The sequence below is a fragment of the Rheinheimera sp. 4Y26 genome (assembly GCF_025245835.1).
In the GTDB taxonomy this organism is placed as follows: domain Bacteria; phylum Pseudomonadota; class Gammaproteobacteria; order Enterobacterales; family Alteromonadaceae; genus Pararheinheimera.
Map to the genome: position 1 here is coordinate 142,227 of NZ_JAOBWS010000003.1, position 20,054 is coordinate 162,280.

At 47.9% G+C, this 20,054-nt stretch carries 17 protein-coding genes and 1 pseudogene; 6 read left to right on the top strand and 12 right to left on the bottom strand.

Annotation, left to right across the window (positions count from 1 at the left end):
* The 7 genes from phhA to pspA all read right to left on the bottom strand — a co-directional run bounded on the left by phhA (position 1) and on the right by pspA (position 6,078).
* Positions 1-780, bottom strand: coding sequence for a phenylalanine 4-monooxygenase (phhA, locus tag N3Z11_RS05990; RefSeq protein WP_260656247.1), 780 nt, complete (start codon positions 778-780; stop codon positions 1-3).
* A gap of 188 nt (positions 781-968) precedes the next feature.
* Positions 969-2,174, bottom strand: coding sequence for a methionine gamma-lyase (megL, locus tag N3Z11_RS05995; RefSeq protein ID WP_260656248.1), 1,206 nt, complete (start codon positions 2,172-2,174; stop codon positions 969-971).
* A gap of 132 nt (positions 2,175-2,306) precedes the next feature.
* Positions 2,307-3,326 (bottom strand): YcjF family protein, encoded by a 1,020-nt coding sequence (locus N3Z11_RS06000; protein WP_260656249.1) that lies wholly within the window; start codon positions 3,324-3,326, stop codon positions 2,307-2,309.
* Entirely contained in the window at positions 3,323-4,699 is a 1,377-nt protein-coding gene (locus tag N3Z11_RS06005; protein WP_260656250.1) for a YcjX family protein, read from the bottom strand. The genes N3Z11_RS06000 and N3Z11_RS06005 overlap by 4 nt, the downstream gene beginning before the upstream one ends.
* A 45-nt stretch (positions 4,700-4,744) precedes the next feature.
* Entirely contained in the window at positions 4,745-5,155 is a 411-nt protein-coding gene (gene pspC / locus N3Z11_RS06010; protein ID WP_260656251.1) for an envelope stress response membrane protein PspC, read from the bottom strand.
* The gene (gene pspB / locus N3Z11_RS06015) at positions 5,142-5,384 is read right to left on the bottom strand and encodes an envelope stress response membrane protein PspB (protein ID WP_260656252.1); all 243 of its coding nucleotides are present in this window, start codon (positions 5,382-5,384) and stop codon (positions 5,142-5,144) included. Before pspB ends, pspC begins: the two co-directional genes overlap by 14 nt.
* Before the next feature lie 25 nt (positions 5,385-5,409).
* Complete coding sequence (gene pspA / locus N3Z11_RS06020; RefSeq protein ID WP_260656253.1) at positions 5,410-6,078, bottom strand: phage shock protein PspA; 669 nt, start codon at positions 6,076-6,078, stop codon at positions 5,410-5,412.
* Positions 6,079-6,262: 184 nt separating this feature from the next.
* Between pspA and pspF the strand changes: the two genes are divergently transcribed.
* From pspF to N3Z11_RS06050, 6 genes are read left to right on the top strand one after another with little or no spacing between them, the layout of a single operon-like run.
* Positions 6,263-7,360 (top strand): phage shock protein operon transcriptional activator, encoded by a 1,098-nt coding sequence (pspF, locus tag N3Z11_RS06025; RefSeq protein ID WP_260656254.1) that lies wholly within the window; start codon positions 6,263-6,265, stop codon positions 7,358-7,360.
* The gene (locus tag N3Z11_RS06030) at positions 7,357-8,964 is read left to right on the top strand and encodes an ABC transporter substrate-binding protein (RefSeq protein ID WP_260656255.1); all 1,608 of its coding nucleotides are present in this window, start codon (positions 7,357-7,359) and stop codon (positions 8,962-8,964) included. Before pspF ends, N3Z11_RS06030 begins: the two co-directional genes overlap by 4 nt.
* Positions 8,964-9,983, top strand: a complete 1,020-nt coding sequence (locus N3Z11_RS06035) for an ABC transporter permease (RefSeq protein ID WP_260656256.1) — start codon at positions 8,964-8,966, stop codon at positions 9,981-9,983. Before N3Z11_RS06030 ends, N3Z11_RS06035 begins: the two co-directional genes overlap by 1 nt.
* A gap of 1 nt (position 9,984) precedes the next feature.
* On the top strand, positions 9,985-10,878 hold the full coding sequence (locus N3Z11_RS06040; protein ID WP_260656257.1) for an ABC transporter permease subunit: 894 nt from the start codon (positions 9,985-9,987) through the stop codon (positions 10,876-10,878).
* Positions 10,878-11,876, top strand: a complete 999-nt coding sequence (locus tag N3Z11_RS06045; protein WP_260656258.1) for an oligopeptide/dipeptide ABC transporter ATP-binding protein — start codon at positions 10,878-10,880, stop codon at positions 11,874-11,876. The genes N3Z11_RS06040 and N3Z11_RS06045 overlap by 1 nt, the downstream gene beginning before the upstream one ends.
* The gene (locus N3Z11_RS06050) at positions 11,869-12,654 is read left to right on the top strand and encodes an ATP-binding cassette domain-containing protein (protein ID WP_260656259.1); all 786 of its coding nucleotides are present in this window, start codon (positions 11,869-11,871) and stop codon (positions 12,652-12,654) included. The genes N3Z11_RS06045 and N3Z11_RS06050 overlap by 8 nt, the downstream gene beginning before the upstream one ends.
* An 82-nt stretch (positions 12,655-12,736) precedes the next feature.
* On the opposite strand, the gene N3Z11_RS06055 is transcribed toward N3Z11_RS06050, so the two are convergent.
* The 5 genes and pseudogenes from N3Z11_RS06055 to clpP form a co-directional block, all read right to left on the bottom strand.
* Positions 12,737-14,653 (bottom strand): SurA N-terminal domain-containing protein, encoded by a 1,917-nt coding sequence (locus N3Z11_RS06055; protein ID WP_260656260.1) that lies wholly within the window; start codon positions 14,651-14,653, stop codon positions 12,737-12,739.
* 204 nt (positions 14,654-14,857) lie between these two features.
* The gene (gene hupB / locus N3Z11_RS06060) at positions 14,858-15,130 is read right to left on the bottom strand and encodes a nucleoid-associated protein HU-beta (RefSeq protein ID WP_031565609.1); all 273 of its coding nucleotides are present in this window, start codon (positions 15,128-15,130) and stop codon (positions 14,858-14,860) included.
* 282 nt (positions 15,131-15,412) lie between these two features.
* A pseudogene (lon, locus tag N3Z11_RS06065) lies at positions 15,413-17,738 on the bottom strand (endopeptidase La); the annotation flags it as partial.
* A 303-nt stretch (positions 17,739-18,041) separates the two neighbouring features.
* Positions 18,042-19,322, bottom strand: coding sequence for an ATP-dependent protease ATP-binding subunit ClpX (gene clpX, locus N3Z11_RS06070; RefSeq protein ID WP_260656262.1), 1,281 nt, complete (start codon positions 19,320-19,322; stop codon positions 18,042-18,044).
* A 54-nt stretch (positions 19,323-19,376) separates the two neighbouring features.
* On the bottom strand, positions 19,377-19,982 hold the full coding sequence (clpP, locus tag N3Z11_RS06075) for an ATP-dependent Clp endopeptidase proteolytic subunit ClpP (protein WP_260656263.1): 606 nt from the start codon (positions 19,980-19,982) through the stop codon (positions 19,377-19,379).
* Positions 19,983-20,054 lie beyond the last annotated feature (72 nt).

The window sequence follows — 20,054 nt, forward strand, 5'->3', positions numbered from 1 at the left end:
TTAGCTGGCTTTTTTCTGTTTGGGTTCAAATTTAGGCGCATGCATACCAAGAGCTCTTGCCTGTTGCACCAGCGCCATCAGATCCAACTGAGCTATGTCGAATAAGTCGCGGATCTTATTAATTTTAAAATAAATAGGTTGCATGATATCGATGCGGTATGGCGTTCTGAGCACATCAATGACATCCAGTGTTTTACGCTCTGGTACATCAGAATGCATGGCATATTGGGTTTCGCCAGGAGAGGATAAAATACCACCGCCATAAATACGCAGGCCATCGTCGGTTTGTAATAAACCAAACTCAATGGTGAACCAGTACAGACGTGCCAGATAGACCCTGTCTTCTTTGCTCGCTGCCAGGCCTAACTTGCCATAGATATGGGTAAATTCAGCAAAATCCGGATGGGTTAACATGGCACAATGGCCAAAAATTTCGTGGAAAATATCCGGCTCCTGCAAATAATCAAATTCTTCCTTGCTGCGGATAAAAGTTGCTACCGGAAATTTTTTGTTGGCCAGCAATTCAAAAAAGCGGTCGAAGCTGATGAGTGCCGGCACCTCAGCGCATTCCCAGCCAGTGGTGGCGCGCAATACCTTGCTCACTTCTTCCAGTTGCGGGATGCGGTCTGTGGGTAAATTTAATTTTTCCAGACCCGCCATATATTCATCGCAAGCCTTTCCTTTAATGCAGGACAACTGACGGTTGATCAGCGCACTCCAGATTTCATTTTCTTCGTCCGACCAAGCGATAAAACCATTGGCGTCCGATTGTTTTGACACATATTTGCTCATGTTACGACCTGTTGATTCTGCTTCGCCCGAGACTCTGATGGCGGGCTTTGATGGCCGGATCCTAGATGATTGGGATCCGGCTGTTAATCGTTGGTGATGAAATCGGCACTGCAGCTTTGTAATTATTTTTTTACAGCAATCTCAAATCAAAAATATATACCATTGATTAATAAAGATTATTTTTGCTGTTGCTGCATCTTTACCAAGGCCTGTTCCAGGTCGGCAATAATGTCTTCAACATGTTCCAGGCCCACCGAAATGCGAATAAGCCCATCGCTGATGCCCGCCGCCTGACGTTCTTCTGCAGTGTAAGGACTGTGCGTCATCGACGCCGGATGTTGAATGAGGGACTCAGCATCCCCCAGACTGACCGCCAGGCTCAGCAGCTTGCATTGATTGATAAAATAACGGCCATCATCGAGACTGCCGTTCAGTTCAAAGGCAAGAACGCCACCGGCTGCTTTCATTTGTTTACCGATAAAACGATGCCCGGGATGCTCCGGCAAGCCCGGGTAATACACGGTGTCAATCGCCGGGTGTCTGGCCAGATATTCCGCCACACGCTGTGCATTGGCGCAGTGGCGCTCCATTCGTACTGACAAGGTTTTTAAACCGCGGATAATTAACCAGGCATCATGCGGGCTGATAGTTGCCCCCATATCCTTGAGCGTAGTGAGTTTAATGGTCTGAATTTTTTCTGCATCAGACACAATAATACCGGCGACCAAGTCACCATGACCGTTCAGATATTTAGTGGCACTGTGCAGCACAATATCAATGCCAAAACGCGCAGGTTGCTGCAATAAAGGTGTCAGAAAGGTGTTATCAATCACCGATAAAATGCCGTGTTTTTTACAGAAACTGCCTAAAAACTCCAGATCCAGCACCACCAGATTTGGGTTGATTGGCGTTTCAGCGAATAACATTTTGGTGTTTGGCTTAAGCGCTGCTTCCACAGCTGCATGGTCGGTCATATCGACAAAACTGACTTCAATGCCATAACGGGCAAACTGATGATTAAAAAGGGCAAAACTGCAACCATAAATGGCTTTACTGGCAATCAGGTGATCGCCCTGCTGTAAAAATGCCATAGTGGCAGCGGCAACCGCGCCCATGCCGGTTGCAGTTGCTGCTGCGTCCTGCATGCCTTCAAGGGCTGCAACTTTCAGCTCCAGCTCACGGGTGGTTGGGTTGCCAAGGCGGGTGTAGATAAACCCCGGCGCTTCACCGGCAAAACGCGCAGCGCCCTGCTCAGCGCTGTCGAACACAAAAGTGGAGGTTTGGTATAAAGGGGTGGCCAGTGCACCATATTGGGCGTCTTTCACTTTACCGGCATGGATACATTGGGTTTCTGCGTGCTTAAACTGCTGTTGACTGCTCATAACAAAAAATACTGCCTTAGATGATTTATTTTTAATCAAAGCAAATTAGTTATATAGAGCACAAGGCATGCGGACATCTGTCTGTCTGCATTTACAGCAAATCCAATGGCAAAAAATGCGCTGATGTAAAAATTAGTTTGCAGTTGTCCCTGGTTTAAGCTTTTTCAATAAATCGCTGGCAATTTGGCGCAGCAACATCGGCTCTGCTGTTTTAGTCGGTAAAGGTCTGAGCTCTTGCTGGGCAAAACGACCAAGCCGCGCCACCAGGATAGCTGCCAGAACACCCTGACCCAGCCGCGCCGATAACTTTCCGGTCAGTTCTGCACCGAGTAAATCGCTGCCAACATCAATGGCCATCTCACTGGCGCCGGTAAAAAACAAAGTTTTGATACATTTTTTAATCATGCGCAGACTGCGCAGCTTGCCCATAGGGGCTCCATACAACAACGAAATTTCTCTGAGCATTAAACTGCCACGCCACAACACCAACAGCATATCGGCAAGCGCAAAGGGACTGAGCGCCACCGCAACACCGGTTTGCATCGCAGCCTGACGGATTTGTTGCTCTACCCTTTTGTCTAAAGGCGTCAGCACTGTATTGTCAAACAACTTCAGTACTTCGGCGTCGCTAAACTCGGCTTTGTGCTGTTGCTTAAACTGTTGCCACAAAGGGTCAACAAGTTCCTGTTGCTGCATACTGTGTTGAATTTGCTGACACATAGGCATGGCTTCACCAAACTGCAGCGACTGCTCCAGCCGCTCTGTTGCCTCACGCCATTGCTGCCGTTGCTGCAAAGTGCGGCCAAGTCGCCACTGCTGATAACCAAAGCGAGCCAGCAGTGCAGTGCTGAAAAAGGTCAGCGCCGACACCAAACCACCTTGCAATAATCCGGCTTGCCAGCTGTCGACCACAAAAGAGGCCCACTGCCATAACGCCAGCACGCTGACACTGACAAGGGCGCCGCCCCACCAAAACAACTGTTGTCTCGAGGTTTTCCGTGCCTCGCTGTTGTCCGGCGCTGCGGTTTCAGTGGCAAAATCGACCTGGTCAAACTGTTGTGCCGGTGCCAGAGCCTGCTGCTCCTGGGTTTTAGCTTGCAGCGCGCTAAATGTAGCTTCATCAAATACCACGGCTTTTTTTAAGTCCGTCATGTCATATGTTCTCCAATCAGAAACTCCAGCGCCTGATCCAGCCTTAAATGGGGCAGCACCTGTTGTGGCATCGGCCTTGGCAAAAATACCGGAAAAGCAAATTGATGATGCTGAAATAACAAAGGTGACGGCATAGACCAGGGCACTTCACCGGGGAATAAAGTAACAACCTCGCCAGTTGCGGCGGCAATGCCCCGCAAACAAGGCTGCGCCCCCTCAGGCGTCTGAACCTGACCAAATTCACTGCACACCACGGCCGACAGCGCCATGGCTTCGGACTGGCAATATTGATAACGACTATCCTGCAACGGTTGCTGCAACAACTGTTGCAGCAATAAGGTGAGATTTTTATGTTGCTCCGGCGTCAGTTGATCGGCCTTACTAGCCGCAAATAACACTTTACTGATGCGCGGTTTAAACAATCTGCGCCACCAACCGGTCGGGCCATACTGAAAACTTTGCAAAATCAGCATTAAAGCCTGCTGCAGCTCCTGCAATACATCATAACCGGCGTTTAACGCCGACAAACAATCCACCAGTACCACCTGATGATCAATACCGGCAAAATATTGTTGATAAAATGGCGTGATCACCAGTTTTTGATAACTGACATAATGTTGCTGCAAGCGGTTTAATAATTTTGACGGCTGCTGCAACTGCGACGGTAATAACGGAAATAACTGCAACAGCGGCGTACCTGCAAGCTCAGCAGGCAATAACAAACGACCGGGCTGCAGCAGGCAGGCATGGCACCCGCTTCGGAATTTCTGCAATAACTCACTGTATTTATTTGTCAGTTGCTGTAACTGCTGTTCAGAGTCATCGTTGAGATCAATCTGTGCTAAATAGGCGGCAAACTCAGCACCAAGTGCAGCTCTGTGTGGTTTTTCAAACAGTTGCCAGCTGAACTGACACCAGCTCTGATAATCCTGCGACAGCATGGGCAAATCGAGCAACCATTCGCCCGGATAATCCACCACATCTAATTGCAACGTACGATAGTCGGTCAGTTGAGCGGCCAGACCGCTGGCCGGCCTATAGCGTAAGTTCAGCGACAACTGGCTCCAGCTGCTGGTCGAAGCGGGCCACTGGCCTTGTTGCAGCTGCTGCAGATTACTTTCATAAGGAAAACGGGGAGTTTGCATATTTTGCAAACTATCAATGCGACCGCCAAGATAACGTTGCTGGCTAAATGGTGAGAAAAAAGGCAGTTGTACCGAGGCGACAGGTGCGGTCAGCTGATTCACCAGGCTGGTAATAAAAGCCGTTTTGCCGGCACCAGATAAACCCGTTACACCAAGTCTGAGATGACGATTAAATACACGTTTAGTAAATTGTTGACTTTGCTGCTGGAACTCTTGCCAGATTTGCATCTGCCCTCCAAATACTGCCAGATGGAAGCCACCCGAAGGTGGCTGTCAGAGCCGGTTAAACTCGCGGTTTAACTGGTATTTGCTGGATGTTACATAACGCTCCATGGCACGCAGCCTTTGCTCAATATGTTCAAACTGCTGCTGCAGATGGTTCAGCGCTTGTTTTGGCGCTTCACCCCGTTGCCAAATCCGGGTTTTTACTTCAACCGGTCTGTCCACTTTTGGCACTGGAGGTGTGCCTTTACGGGCCTCCGCCACCGATTTTTTCTCTAGCACTATCCAGCCGACAAAATATAACACTGGTAGAAAACTGCCAAACCCTAAGAGCACAGACGCCAGAGCCACCACCCGCACTAACCACAGCTCCCAGCCGAAGTAGTCGGCTATACCGGCGCAGACGCCGGCGATTTTGCCGTTGCGGTCATCCCGCAACAATTCTTTTTTAACTGTGCTCATGCTCACGTCTCCAGTTTGGCGACTCTGCATCCAGAATGGCTTCCAGCGTTTTAATGCGGTCGGCCATTTTTTCCGCTTTGCCAGACAGGTCATTAAGCTGCGCCAACTCACTGTCTGACAAACCTTCAGACATTTTGTTTTTGCTGCGGTAATGCATGATGACCCAGATTGGCGCCACAAAGATCATGAACAGGATCAGTGGTATACCAATAAACTCGTTAATTTCCATGTTGGGACTCCCAAACGCCTGATAATCAGGCGTTGTTATCGTTATTCAGTTTTGCTTTTAATGCAGCCAGTTCTGAGTCAATTTTGTCCTGAGCGGCCAGCTCGGCAAATTCATCACGCAAGGTTTTTTTACCTAAGTCGTAAGATTCGACCTGAGCTTCCAGCGTGTCAATTTTTTGCTCATAACGCTCGAACTTATACATTGCATCGTTTAAGCGGTTGCTGTCTAACGATTTTTTAACTTCTAATCTTGAAGCTACTGTTTTTTGACGCATCAGCATCGATTTCTGCCGGGCTTTGGCATCCGCCAGTTTTTCCTGCAGCTGTGCCACTTCGTCCTGTAATTTGCTGACATGTGCATCCAGATTTGCGATGTCTGCTGTAACTGCTGTTGCCTGGTCTGCTGCTTTTTGTTTTTCAATCAGCGCAGAGCGGGCTAAATCATCACGATTTTTTGACAAAGCCAGTTCAGCTTTTGCCTGCCAGTCGGCGACTTCTTCTTCCAGGCGGTTCACCACACGTTGCAGTTCTTTTTTCTCAGCAATAGTTTTGGCTGAGGTTGAACGCACTTCAACCAGCGTGTCTTCCATTTCCTGAATAATTAAGCGCACCATTTTTTCCGGATCTTCCGCTTTATCTAATAAAGCGTTGATGTTTGAATTCACGATGTCTGAGAAGCGAGAGAAAATACCCATGATAGTTACCTCATTAATTGTCGGTGTTTTACGCTTTTACTTATTCAGGTTTCTTGCCAACTTGCAAAAAACTTTTATCTTGTTGTTTTTATTATGTTTTAATTATTTTTCAATAGTTCTTCTGAAAAAGTGCATTTTGAAATAGACTACTAATTAGCAAATTTAACCAATTAGTAGCAGGGATATGGCCAGGTCACTTCAACAGGACAACCTTATTGGGCAAGCCAACAGTTTTCTAAACGTGTTGGATCAGGTTTCACAAATAGCACCACTGAATAAACCGGTGTTAATCATTGGCGAGCGCGGCACAGGTAAAGAGCTGATAGCAGCCCGTTTACACTATTTATCCCAGCGCTGGGATCAATCTTATCTGACACTAAACTGTGCTTCTCTGAATGAAAACTTATTGGAAAGTGAGTTATTTGGTCATGAGGCCGGTGCTTTTACCGGCGCCAGTAAAAGGCATGAGGGTCGGTTCGAAAGAGCCAACTTTGGCACGCTGTTTTTGGATGAGCTGGCCAACACACCTGGTCTGGTGCAGGAAAAACTGCTGCGGGTGATTGAATATGGTGAATTTGAGCGGGTTGGCGGCAGCAGGCCTATTAAGGTCGATGTACGGCTGATTTGTGCCACCAACGAAGACTTACCCGGCATGGCTGAACGTGGCGAGTTTCGCGCCGACTTACTGGACCGGCTTGCCTTTGACGTGATCACCCTGCCACCGATGCGCGAACGGCGCGAAGACATACTGCTTCTAGCTGAACATTTTGCTATTAACATGGCGCGGGAACTTAATTTTGAGCTTTTCAGCGGTTTTACCGAAAAAGCCAAACGTATGCTGCTCGATTACGACTGGCCAGGTAATGTGCGTGAGTTAAAAAACGTGGTAGAACGCAGTGTCTATCGCAGCAACAACCCTTATGTACCTGTACATCAGATTTTATTTGACCCTTTCGAATCGCCGTTCAGACCTCTTAGCAGAGTCAGAACCAATGACAGAGTCAGCACTGCCAGCGAAACTGTGGCAGTAGCCAAAACGCCGGCATCCATGGATAATGCGCCGCCGCCTAACCGCGAACAGGTACCAGCGCAAAATATGATTGATTTTTCACAAAGCCAGGACTTTAAACAGCTGTCGGAACAGTTTGAAGTGACGCTCATTAAACAGGCGCTGGCTGCTTGTCAGTACAATCAGAAAAAAACGGCAGAAGCACTGAACCTGACTTATCATCAGCTGCGTGGTTATATGAAAAAATACAAACTGTTAGACAGCCAACAATGAACATTTATCAGCGCCTGACTTTTGTCTGCCTGACGGCCCTGCTGACCCATGCTTGTCAGCCTGATCGTAATAATCCGGGCGGTACGGGTCTGGTGTATTGTGTTGAGGGCTCACCGGAAAGTTTTAACCCGCAACTGGTCACCTCGGGCACCACTATTGATGCCATTAGCCAGCATCTGTATGACAGATTGTTGGATATTAACGCCCAAACCGGTGAACTGCTGCCGGCTTTGGCCAGCAGCTGGCAGATCAGCAGCGATGGCCTGAGTTATAGGTTTCAGCTTAGGGAAAACGTGGCCTTCCATCACACCGATTATTTTAAGCCCAGCCGTCCACTGAACGCTGAGGATGTTGTTTTTACCTTTAACCGCATTTTGTTGCCAGAGCATCCATTTCACCAGACGGCCACTGAATATCCTTATTTTGACAGTATGGAATGGCGTCAATTGGTGGCCGAAGTCAAAGCGATTTCTGCATACGAAGTTGAGTTTCGCCTGAATAAACCGGATAGTTCATTTTTATCAACACTGGCAACTGATTTTGCCGCTGTGTTGTCAGCTGAATACGGCGCTAAACTTCAGGCAGAAAATAAACTGCCAGACCTTGATCATCTCCCTGTTGGCACAGGGCCATTTTTGTTCCGGCATTATCAGAAAGATGTATTGATCCGTTATTACCGCCATCCACAGCACTGGCGTCAGGGCTCCAATCTGCAACAACTGGTGATTGATATAGTGCCGGACAGTACCAAAAGAGTGGCCAAATTATTAACACACGAGTGTGATGTGGCGCCAATTCCGCGTCTGGCTGAGCTGCAGTTACTATCTAAACGGCAGGATTTTGTGGTCGATGTACAAACCAGCATGAACGTCGGTTACTGGGCATTTAACACGCAAAAACCGCCGCTGAATAATGTAAAAGTGCGCCAGGCACTGGCACTGGCTGTGAATAAACAGAATATTCTGCAGGCGGTTTATTTTGGTCAGGCCGAACAGGCTGATTCGTTATTACCACCTAATTCATGGGCTTACCAAAAACCACAACTAACCCAGAGTTACGACCCACAAAAAGCCAGAGCATTGCTTGCAGAAGCAGGCTTTGCCAAAGGTTTTAGTCTGGATATCTGGGCCATGCCGGTCCAAAGGTTGTATAACCCTAATGCATTAAAAATGGCTGAACTGATGCAGGCCGATCTGGCCCGGATTGGCGTAAAAGCCAGGATTGTTTCTTATGAGTGGAACACTTTCAGGCGCAAACTCACGCAAGCTGAGCACGATTCAGTGCTGATTGGCTGGTCAGCAGACAATGCCGACCCGGATAACTTCTTACGGCCATTATTAAGCTGTGCTGCGGCAGTGTCGGGTAGCAACAGGGCCAACTGGTGTGATGAACATTTTGATGCGCTGTTGCAACAAGCGGTCAATACTGCAGATTTGAATGAACGCCGGTCTTTTTATCTGCAGGCACAACAATATCAGGCGCAGCAGATGCCACTGATGCCAATTGCTCATTCTAAAAGGTTTCAGGTGCGCAGCAGCAATATCAGCGGCGTTGCCATTAACCCTTATGGCGGCGTCAATTTTGCAATGGCAGGGAAACACTGATGATTCTACATTACCTGTTCAGGCGATTGTTTTTACTTGCTTTTGTGTTTGTGGCACTGACCGTTTTTGCCTTTAGCCTCAGTTATTTGTTCCCGGGTGATGTACTGTCGAATTTCACCGGCCTTCGCAATATCAGTCCGGCGGATGAAGTGATGCTGACGCGTCAGCTCGGGCTTGATCAGAATTATCTGCAGCAGTACCTGTTATTTGTGCAACGTCTGCTGCAGGGAGACTGGGCTTTATCTTTTTCCAGCCAGCAAAACGTGTTAACCGAAATGTTGTTGGTGATGCCGGCAACACTTGAACTGGCTGCTTATGCGCTGTTTTTGTCGTTGCTGGTGGGTATCCCGCTTGGCATTGTCGCTGCAGTTCGCAAAGACAAATGGCTGGATAAACTGATTTCCTCTTTAGCCTTGATTGGTTTTTCTGTGCCTATTTTCTGGTGGGCTTTGCTGTTGATTATGGTGTTTTCACTCAGCCTTGGCTGGTTGCCGACTTCTGGCCGGCTTGGCGTGTTGTATGAAATTCCGACTGTGACGGGTTTTATGTTGCCTGATATTTTATTGTCTGAGCAGAGTTACCGGCAGCAAGCCTTCATTGATGCCATCCGTCATATGTTACTGCCGTCCGTGGTGCTGGCCACTTATCCAACCACAGTGATGATCCGTTTTACCCGTGATTCGATGCTGGATGTGCTGGAGCAAAACTATATCAAAACTGCGCGGGCCAAAGGCTTAACCAGGCTGCAGGTACTGTATACCCATGGTCTTCGCAACGCGCTGCTACCGGTCACCCGCCAGGTGGGCCTGCAATTTAGTACACTGATCACCCTGGCGATGATCACCGAAGTGATTTTCTCCTGGCCTGGTATTGGCCGCTGGCTTATCGACAGTATTTATCAACGTAACTTCCCGGCCATTCAGGGGGGAGTGTTGCTGGTGTCTTCTTTGGTGATCCTGGTCAATATGCTGACCGAAATTATGCACACCCTGTTTAACCCTCTGGCCAGGAAGTTCTGAGATGAAAAAACTCCGGCTCTATTACGAGGAGCACAACAAAGGTCCGCTGAAGTTATTATGGAAGCATTTTGCGCCGCAGCATTTTGCATTTTTTGGGCTGGTGTTACTGATTATCCTGTTATCCCTTGCGGTGCTGACGCCCTTTTTAACGCCTCATGATCCCTATCTGCAGAATTCCCAACTGTTGTTGGTACCACCTTCCTGGCAAGACTCGGGTTTGGTGTCTTATCCATTGGGCACAGACGACCTGGGCCGTGACCTGATGTCGAGACTGATGCTGGGGGCCAGTTACACTTTTGGTCTGGCTATTCTGGCAGTGCTTGGCTCTTTGTTGGTCGGGCTGGTACTTGGCGCCCTTTCCGGTATGAGCAAAGGGGTTAAATCGAGTATTTTTAACCACTTATTAGATTTAGCACTGACGATTCCTTCGTTATTGCTTGCCATCGTTATCGTTGCAGTGCTGGGGCCTGGGTTACTCAACACTATCTGGGCCATTATGCTGGCACTGCTGCCACAATTTATTCATGGTGTGCGCAACGCCATAGCACAGCAGCTGAAACAGGATTATGTTACGGCTTACCGGCTGGATGGTGCCAATCAACGGCAACTGCTGTTTTCCGTGATCTTACCAAACACCTGGGAGCAACTGGTGCTGATGGGTACTATGGCGCTGTCCACCGCAGTGCTGGATATAGCGGCGCTTGGCTTTCTTGGCATTGGCGCTCAATCACCGACAGCCGAATGGGGGGCAATGATCGCCGATTCCCTCGACTCTATTTATCTGGCGCCCTGGACAGTTGCCCTGCCCGGTTTATTGATATTTGTCACTGTGCTGGCGGTAAATCTGGTTGGGGACGGCCTGCGGGTTGCAATGAAAAAACGGCGGGAAAACTGATGCAATTATTGGATATCCGCAATTTAACGCTGGAGCTCGAAACTCCGGATGGTTTGGTACGTGCTGTTGACCGGGTGAATCTGTCGCTGCGCGAAGGCGAGATCCGTGGTTTAGTTGGCGAGTCTGGTTCAGGTAAGAGCCTGATAGCCAAAGCCATTATGGGCGTGTTGCATCAACGCTGGAAAATATCGGCCGATCGTTTTCACTGGTGTGGTCAGGATTTACTCCGTTTATCTTACGACGAACAACGCCGAATTATCAGCCGTGATATTGCGATGATTTATCAGGAACCAAGCCGCAGTATGGATCCAACCTCCCCTATTGGTGAGCAGCTGGCCGAAGCCATTCCTGATCATCAGCTGGAAGGCGTGTCCTGGTGGCAACGTGGTTATGCCCGTAATAAAAGGGCCATTGCTTTGTTGCATAAAGTTGGGATCCGCGACCATGCGTCAGTACTTCACAGCTACCCATATCAGCTGTCCGAAGGCGTATGCCAGAAAATCATGATTGCGATGGCGATTGCCAAAAGCCCCAAATTGCTGATTGCCGATGAGCCTACAACAGCACTGGAAAGTACCACTCAGGCGAATCTGTTCCGGTTGCTTGCAAGTTTTAATCAGCTCAAAGGCACCTCAATTTTGCTGATAAGCCACGAGCTTGAAACCGTAGCGCGCAATACCGACACGCTAAGCGTGCTCTATTGTGGTCAGCTGGTAGAGGCCGGTGACACCGCCACACTGCTGAAACATCCATTGCACCCTTATACCCACGCCCTGATTAAAAGTGTGCCTGAATTTCAGCCTGAGCTTGGATTTAAACAACAACTTTATGCCTTACACGGCAGTATTCCAACACTGCAACATTTGCCTATTGGTTGCCGGCTTGGGCCACGTTGCCCAAATGCACGTAAAGAGTGTGTGAAAACACCAGTGCTGGAGCGGTTACAAAACCATTATTACAGTTGCCATTTTCCGATGCTGGAGCATGCCAATGAGTGAAATGCCAACAAGCAGTGATCTGATCAAAGTCAGTCATCTGAGTAAAAGTTACCAAAAAGCCCAGGGCTTGTTCCGGCATAAAACCATTCAGGCACTGAGCGATATCAGTTTTACGCTCAAAGCTGGTGAAACTCTGGCCGTGGTCGGTGAAACCGGCTCAGGCAAAAGTACACTGGCAAAACTGCTGGTGGGTATTGAACAACCCGACAGCGGTGAAATTGCGCTGGCAGGTAAGGTGGTGAACTGTCGGGATTTTCATAAAACCAACCATCAAATTCGTTATATTTTTCAGGATGCGGCTCGCTCTCTGAACCCCAATCAGAAAATATCTGACATTCTGCATGATGTTTTAAGATACAGCACTGTGCTGAGTGAAGAGCAGCGTGAGCAGAAAATTGCAGACACCCTGAAGTTATTGGGTCTGCTCAACGAGCACGGTAACTATTATCCCCATATGTTTTCTGGCGGACAGCTGCAAAGAGTGGCGCTGGCCAGGGCGTTGATTCTGGATCCGAAAATTCTGATCCTCGATGAAGCGCTGACGGCACTGGACCCATCACTGCGGGCACAGATCGTCAATTTATTGTTGGAGTTGCAGCAAAATACCGGCCTTGCCTATTTGCTGGTGACCAATCAGCTGAGACTGGTCCGCCATATAGCGGATCAGACACTGGTGTTACATCAGGGGCTAAGCCTGGATTATGGCCCGACCAACGAGGTATTTGCCAACCCGCAACATGACTACAGCCGCAAACTGATCAACAGCCTGCAATATTAACTGTGCAGGAAAAGCTTCTTTAGTTTCACAGATAAAAAAACCGCCAAAAGGCGGTTTTTTTATCTTCTTATGGCTTTTCAGCTTATAAGTCTTCGCTGGTCATAGCGGGCAGTTTACGCACAATTTCTGCCTGTGCTTTTAACGACTGTTGTACGGCGCCAAAATGCGACTGACCCATTTGCTGTGCAAACTGCTGCAGCTCAGCAGTGGCTGGTTCAGCTGTGGTGGCAACTTCGGTCACTTTAGTCACTAATACCAGTGCTACATCACCAGAGCTCAACTCCGCAACCCCAACCGACATCGGCTTGGCTTCAACAGGTTTTGCCAGCTCAAAGGCTTTGGTACGGATTTGTGCATCTAAAGCACCGCCAAAACGTGGTGTGGCAGCCGACACTTCCAGTTTTAAGCCATCCGCAGTTAACTGAGCACGTAAATCTTTGCCTTCGTTAAACAGTGCCAGCAGCGATTCTGCTTTCGCTTTAGCCTGCTTGCTGCTCTCAGCGGCCGTCACAGCTTTAACTACTTCAGCCTTTACTTCGTCAAAAGATTTGGTTTTGGCACTCTGATGTTCTACCAGACGAGCCACCACCACATGATCATCACTCAATGTAATGACATCACTGTTGGTGCCTGAAGCAATAAATTCTTCGTTAAAGACTTTATCCAGGAATGCCGGCACAGCAAAAGGCGCTTTGGCCGTTTCACGAGAGAACAATGGCAGCTCTTGTACCTTGCCATTCACTGCAGTTGCAGCTTCATCCAGATTGTCCGCCACTTCAAAACTGACTTCAGCCAGCTTTTGTTGTAATTCAGCAAACTTCTCAGCAGCTTTTTCTTTTTGCACTGTTTCTTTAATTGCAGCCTGAACTTCGGCCAGAGGCTTCACTTGTGCAGCTTCAATTTCGGTCAGTTTGATAATGTGATAGCCAAAAGAAGTTTTAACAACAGGACTCACATCACCTACTTTTGCCAGCGCATAAGCGGCCGCTTCAAATTCAGCTTCCATCACACCTTTGCTGATAAAATCCAGATCACCACCGTTTTCAGCTGACACAGTATCCGCCGAATTGGCTTTGGCAACTGCAGCAAAATCAGCTCCGGCCTGAATGTCTTTTAACAGTGTTTCAGCTTTGGTCTTTACTGCAGCATCTTCTTCGGCAGCTTCAAGCAGAATGTGAGAAACGCGACGACGCTCTTCAGTCTGATATCTGTCTTTATTGGCTTCGTAATAAGCAGTGACATCGGCTTCAGACACTTCAATGGCTTTTGCCAGGTCGCTGCTTTTCAGCTCGACATATTGCAATGAAACCTGTTCTGGTGTGGCATAGGCGGCCTGATTCAGCTGATAATACTCGTTCAGCTTTTCATCGGTGATTTCTACCTTGGCGGCAAAATCACTGGCTTTAATAGTCACATATTCAATATCACGGTTCTGTTGTTGTAACGTCATCAGCGTTTTTAACTCGCCCGGCAGAGCAAACTCAGAACCTGCCAGACCCACCATCAGCTGATTGCGGGAAAATTGTTCACGCAGAATGTCACCAAACTGGTTTGGCGTCAGGTTGTTCTGGCGTAACAACGCATTGTAACGTTCGTTGTTAAATACACCGTCCACCTGAAACTCGGTCATTTCAGTGATGGTTTTTTTCAACAGGGCGTCGCTGATTTTTAATCCAAGCGCGTTTGCCTGCTGTTTCATCAGGGTTTCGTCAATTAAACGCTCTAACACTGAATTACGGAAATTATTCATGTACTCAGGATCAGCAGCCAGCGAAGAAAACATATCGCCAAACTGTTGCTGCATTCTGGCACGTTCGTTCTGATAACTTTGTTCAAACTTCTCGCGGCTGATTTCTTCGCCATTCACCACAGCAACAGACTGATCGCTGTTGTTCGCAAAATAGCTGCTCACGCCTGAAACGGCGAATGTCAGGATCACCAGGCCCAGAATGACCTGAGCAACAATCCCTTTTGAACCTTCTCTGATCTTTTCTAACATGCTTGCTTCATCTCTTCTAACGGCAATGACGGGCTTAAAAAAAAGGCGCATCTTAACAGATGCGCCTTTTTTATAGAAGCTGTAACGGAACTGTCGATATGCGCGCTAAGGTTTTAACTCACTTATCATTTCAGCTTGTAACACAAGCCTTACTGTTCTTTTAGCTTAGCTACTGTACCAGCGCGCCGGTACAGCATTCAGGTTTTAGTTAACGCTGTCTTTTAACGCTTTGCCTGGCTTGAAAGAAGGGATCTTCGCAGAAGCGATTTGGATCGTCTCGCCAGTTTGTGGGTTACGGCCAGTACGGGCTGCACGCTCACGCACTGCAAAAGTACCAAAACCAACCAGCGCAACTGAGTCACCTTCCTTTAAAGCTTCAGTAACGGCTTCGATGAACGCGTCAAGAGAACGACCCGCTGCCGCTTTAGAAATGTCTGCACCAGCAGCAATTTTGTCGATAAGTTGAGACTTGTTCACAATATCATCCCCTTCAATTGTTATTATTTTCTACAACCAGATTGTAAATACATTCTTGTAATGTCGGCTTTGTTATATCAAGCATCGGAAACGCTTGCAAGCACAAATACAATGGACTTGAAAATTTCTTGGTGTCCCGCCAGCCCTTGTCACACAAGGGCTGCAACGAAACTGCCCCTAAATTAGCACAGCCTGAGCGTTTGAAAAGCCCCTAAACCACATTTTTTTGGCTTTTTTTAGCTTTTACGCTGGTTTTTTCCACATTTAACACGGACATACCCGTTGGTGGTTCCTGTAATGCCAACTCCAGCACTTCATCAATCCACTTCACCGGACAAATTTCGATATCACCTTTGACGTTATCCGGAATATCTTTTAAATCCCGAACGTTATCGTGAGGGATTAAAACGCGTTTAATACCACCCCGATGTGCTGCCAATAATTTCTCTTTTAAGCCACCTATTGGTAACACTTCACCCCGCAAGGTAATTTCACCTGTCATGGCCACATCAGCGCGCACCGGATTGCCTGTTAATGCCGACACCAATGCTGTGACCATGGCAATACCTGCACTTGGACCATCTTTTGGCGTGGCACCTTCCGGCACATGGATGTGAATATCGCGTTTTTCGTAAAAGTCTTCGTTGATGCGTAAAGTTTCAGCACGGCTTCTGACCACAGTCATGGCGGCCTGAATCGACTCTTTCATCACATCACCGAGCGAACCAGTGTGAGTCAGTTTACCTTTACCCACCACAGCAGCAGCTTCAATGGTCAGTAAATCGCCGCCCACTGAAGTCCAGGCCAGGCCTGTCACCTGACCAATACGGTTGCTATCTTCCGCTTTGCCGTAATCAAACCGCTGCACACCGAGGAATTCCTCGAGATTAGCCTGATTGACCACCACTTTTTTACCACTCTTACCAAGCAGAATTTGTTTGACGGCTTTGCGGCATAACTTCGAAATTTCACGCTCTAAGCTACGCACCCCGGCTTCGCGGGTGTAATAACGGATAATGCCGATAATGGCGCTATCTTCAATGGTCAGCTCGCCTTTTTTCAGGCCGTTGCGTTCAATTTGTTTATTGATCAAATGCTGTTTGGCGATATTCAGTTTTTCATCTTCGGTGTAACCCGACAAACGAATCACTTCCATCCGATCCAATAAAGCTTCCGGAATATTCAGACTGTTACTGGTGGCAAAAAACATCACGTCTGATAAGTCATAATCGACTTCCAGGTAATGGTCGCTAAAAGCTGAGTTTTGCTCAGGATCCAGCACTTCCAATAAGGCTGCCGCAGGGTCACCACGGAAGTCTGATGCCATTTTGTCAATTTCATCGAGTAAAAACAGCGGGTTGCGAACACCAACCTTTGCCATTTTCTGGATGATTTTACCTGGCATAGACCCTATATAGGTGCGGCGATGACCACGGATTTCCGCTTCATCCCGCACACCGCCCAAGGCCATCCGCACATATTTGCGGCCTGTTGCTTTGGCGACAGACTGACCCAGTGAGGTTTTACCCACACCCGGTGGGCCAACCAGACACAAAATTGGCCCTTTGAGTTTATTGACCCGCTGTTGTACCGCCAGATATTCCAGAATGCGTTCTTTGACTTTATCCAGGCCGTAATGGTCGGCGTTCAGAATTTCTTCGGCCAGCGCCAGGTTCTTTTTCACTTTGGAGCGTTGCTTCCATGGCACCTGAGTTAACCAATCGATATAAGAGCGCACCACTGTGGCTTCTGCCGACATTGGCGACATCATTTTCAGTTTACTGAGTTCTGCTGTCGCTTTGTTTTTAGCTTCTTCCGGCATCTGCGCCGCTTCAATCTTACGGCTGATGGCTTCAAACTCGTCCGGCGTGTCGTCAAGCTCTCCCAATTCACGCTGGATGGCTTTCATCTGCTCGTTCAGATAATACTCACGCTGGCTTTTTTCCATCTGCTTTTTGACACGACCACGGATGCGACGCTCGACCTGCAGAATGTCAATTTCGCTTTCCATCATCGCCATCAGAAATTCAAGACGCTCGGTCACGTCGATGATTTCCAGCACTTTTTGTTTGTCTTCAACTTTGAGCGGCATATGCGCCGCCATGGTATCGGCCAGACGCGCTGCATCGTCAATACCAGATAATGCCGTTAAAACTTCAGGCGGGATTTTTTTATTCAGCTTGATATAACCTTCAAACTGATTCACGGCAGAGCGCAGGAACACTTCCTGTTCACGGCTGTCCATTTCAGGCGTTGGAATCACTTCCACATTCGCCATAAACAGATTGTCGGTTTCGGTAAAATCGACCAGACGAGCGCGACGGCCGCCCTCAACCAGCACTTTGACTGTGCCATCCGGCAACTTTAATAACTGTAAAATAGTGGCGACTGTACCAACGCGGAACAAATCAGCTTCGGCCGGGTCATCCAGCGTTGCGTCTTTTTGCGCGACCAGGAAAATTTGTTTTTCATTGTCCATGGCGGCATCAAGACATTTAATAGATTTCGCCCGCCCGACAAACAATGGGATCACCATGTGGGGATAGACGACAACGTCACGTAACGCCAAAACCGGCATGTGCAAACGTTCGACTGTTGCTTCTGTCATTTAGTCTCTCTCGAATTAATTACTGCAGGCGTGATTAACAAAGTATATGGGGGCGCTCATTGTGACTTCAATGCACAGTTTAAAAAAAGCATGGAAAACATCTGTGTTTTCAGCCAACTGCCCAGCTACTGAGCTTTTTTACGCAGCAAAGCCAGCATAGGGTCACTGCTGCGCCAAAAAAGCCGGCTCTACAGGTTCTGACAACAACAGCAAAAATCAACATCACGGCATTGGGCTCGTTGTTAAACGGCAGAAAAAAAGGAGCCGAAGCTCCTTTTTAAACTTTACACAGCAAATTGCTTTTTAGTGGGATTCAGCCACGGCTTTTTCCGGATTTTCGTAAATCAGAATAGGCTGCGACTCACCGCGGATCACCGTTTCGTCAATCACTACTTTGCTGACATCCTGCATAGAAGGTAAGTCATACATGGTATCGAGCAACACACCTTCAACAATAGAACGCAGACCACGGGCGCCGGTTTTACGCTCCATCGCTTTTTGCGCTATGGCTTTAAGCGCGTCTTCGCGGAATTCCAGCTCGACATTTTCCATCTGGAATAAAGCGGCAAATTGTTTAACCAGCGCATTTTTTGGCTGACTTAAAATTTGCATTAAAGCAGCTAAATCCAGTTCGGTTAAGGTAGCCAGTACCGGCAGACGGCCAATAAATTCCGGAATTAAACCAAATTTAACCAGGTCCTCCGGCTCGACATCGCGGAAACTTTCGGTCAGTGAACGGGTGCCTTCTTTGGCTTTTACTTCAGCACCAAAACCAATACTGGAGCCTTTGGCACTGCGCTGCTCAATAATTTTATCCAGGCCTGCAAAAGCACCACCACAGATAAACAGAATTTTAGAGGTATCCACCTGCAGAAATTCCTGCTGCGGATGTTTACGGCCACCTTGCGGCGGCACCGAGGCCACTGTGCCTTCAATCAGCTTCAGCAGCGCCTGCTGCACACCTTCACCAGACACATCACGGGTAATGGACGGGTTTTCTGACTTACGGGAAATTTTGTCAATTTCATCGATGTACACAATGCCACGCTGGGCTTTTTCCACATCGTAATCGCATTTTTGCAGCAGTTTCTGAATAATGTTTTCCACGTCTTCGCCGACATAACCGGCTTCGGTTAACGTCGTGGCGTCGGCCATGGTAAAAGGCACATCCAGTAAACGGGCTAAAGTTTCTGCTAATAAGGTTTTGCCACTGCCGGTCGGGCCAATCAGCAGAATGTTACTTTTGCCAAGCTCGACATCCTGCTTAGAACTGCTGTTACGCAGCCTTTTGTAGTGGTTATATACAGCAACAGCCAGTACCTTTTTAGCATGGTCCTGACCAATCACATAATCATCCAGATGAGCACGGATCTCGCGCGGTGTTGGTAATTTATTGCCATCACGCTTGGGCGAAATATCTTTAATTTCTTCACGGATAATGTCGTTGCATAGGTCAACGCATTCATCACAGATATATACCTGTGGACCTGCGATCAACTTACGCACTTCGTGTTGTGATTTGCCGCAAAAGGAGCAATACAACAGCTTGCTGCTTTTGTCGCCGTCAGTGCGGTGATCAGACATGGAACTACCTCTTTCACAATGCGCCTTTCACTTCCTGCAAAAGGCGCCAATCAATTATTTTGCTTCGCGTTTGGTTAAGATGTTATCAACCAGACCATAATCCAGCGCCTGTTGGGCACTTAAGAAATTATCACGTTCAGTGCCGGCAATAATTTCTTCGTAGGTTTTGCCGGTGTGTTCAGCCATCAGACGGTTTAATTTTTCTTTGATGGTCAGAATTTCACGGGCATGAATTTCAAAATCTGTCGCCTGGCCCTGGAAACCACCCAATGGCTGGTGGATCATCACCCGGGCATTTGGCAGACAATATCTTTTGCCTTTGGTACCACCGGATAACAAAAATGCGCCCATACTGGCAGCCTGACCGACACACACAGTTGCGATATCACATTTGATATAGCGCATGGTGTCATAAATGGCGAGGCCTGCAGTGACAGAGCCACCAGGTGAGTTGATATAGATGTAGATGTCTTTTTCCGGATTCTCAGATTCCAGAAACAACAACTGCGCCACTATCAGGTTGGCCATATGGTCCTCGACCTGGCCAGTCAGAAAAATAACCCGCTCTTTGAGTAAGCGTGAATAAATATCAAAAGAACGTTCACCCTTGGCGGTTTGTTCGATGACGATGGGGACTAAGGCATTGACTAAATCATTCATATTACGCTCAAGCACCATAAGCTGGATTCCCTAGGAAAAAAATAAACGGCAGAAAATAAAATGGCCCGAACA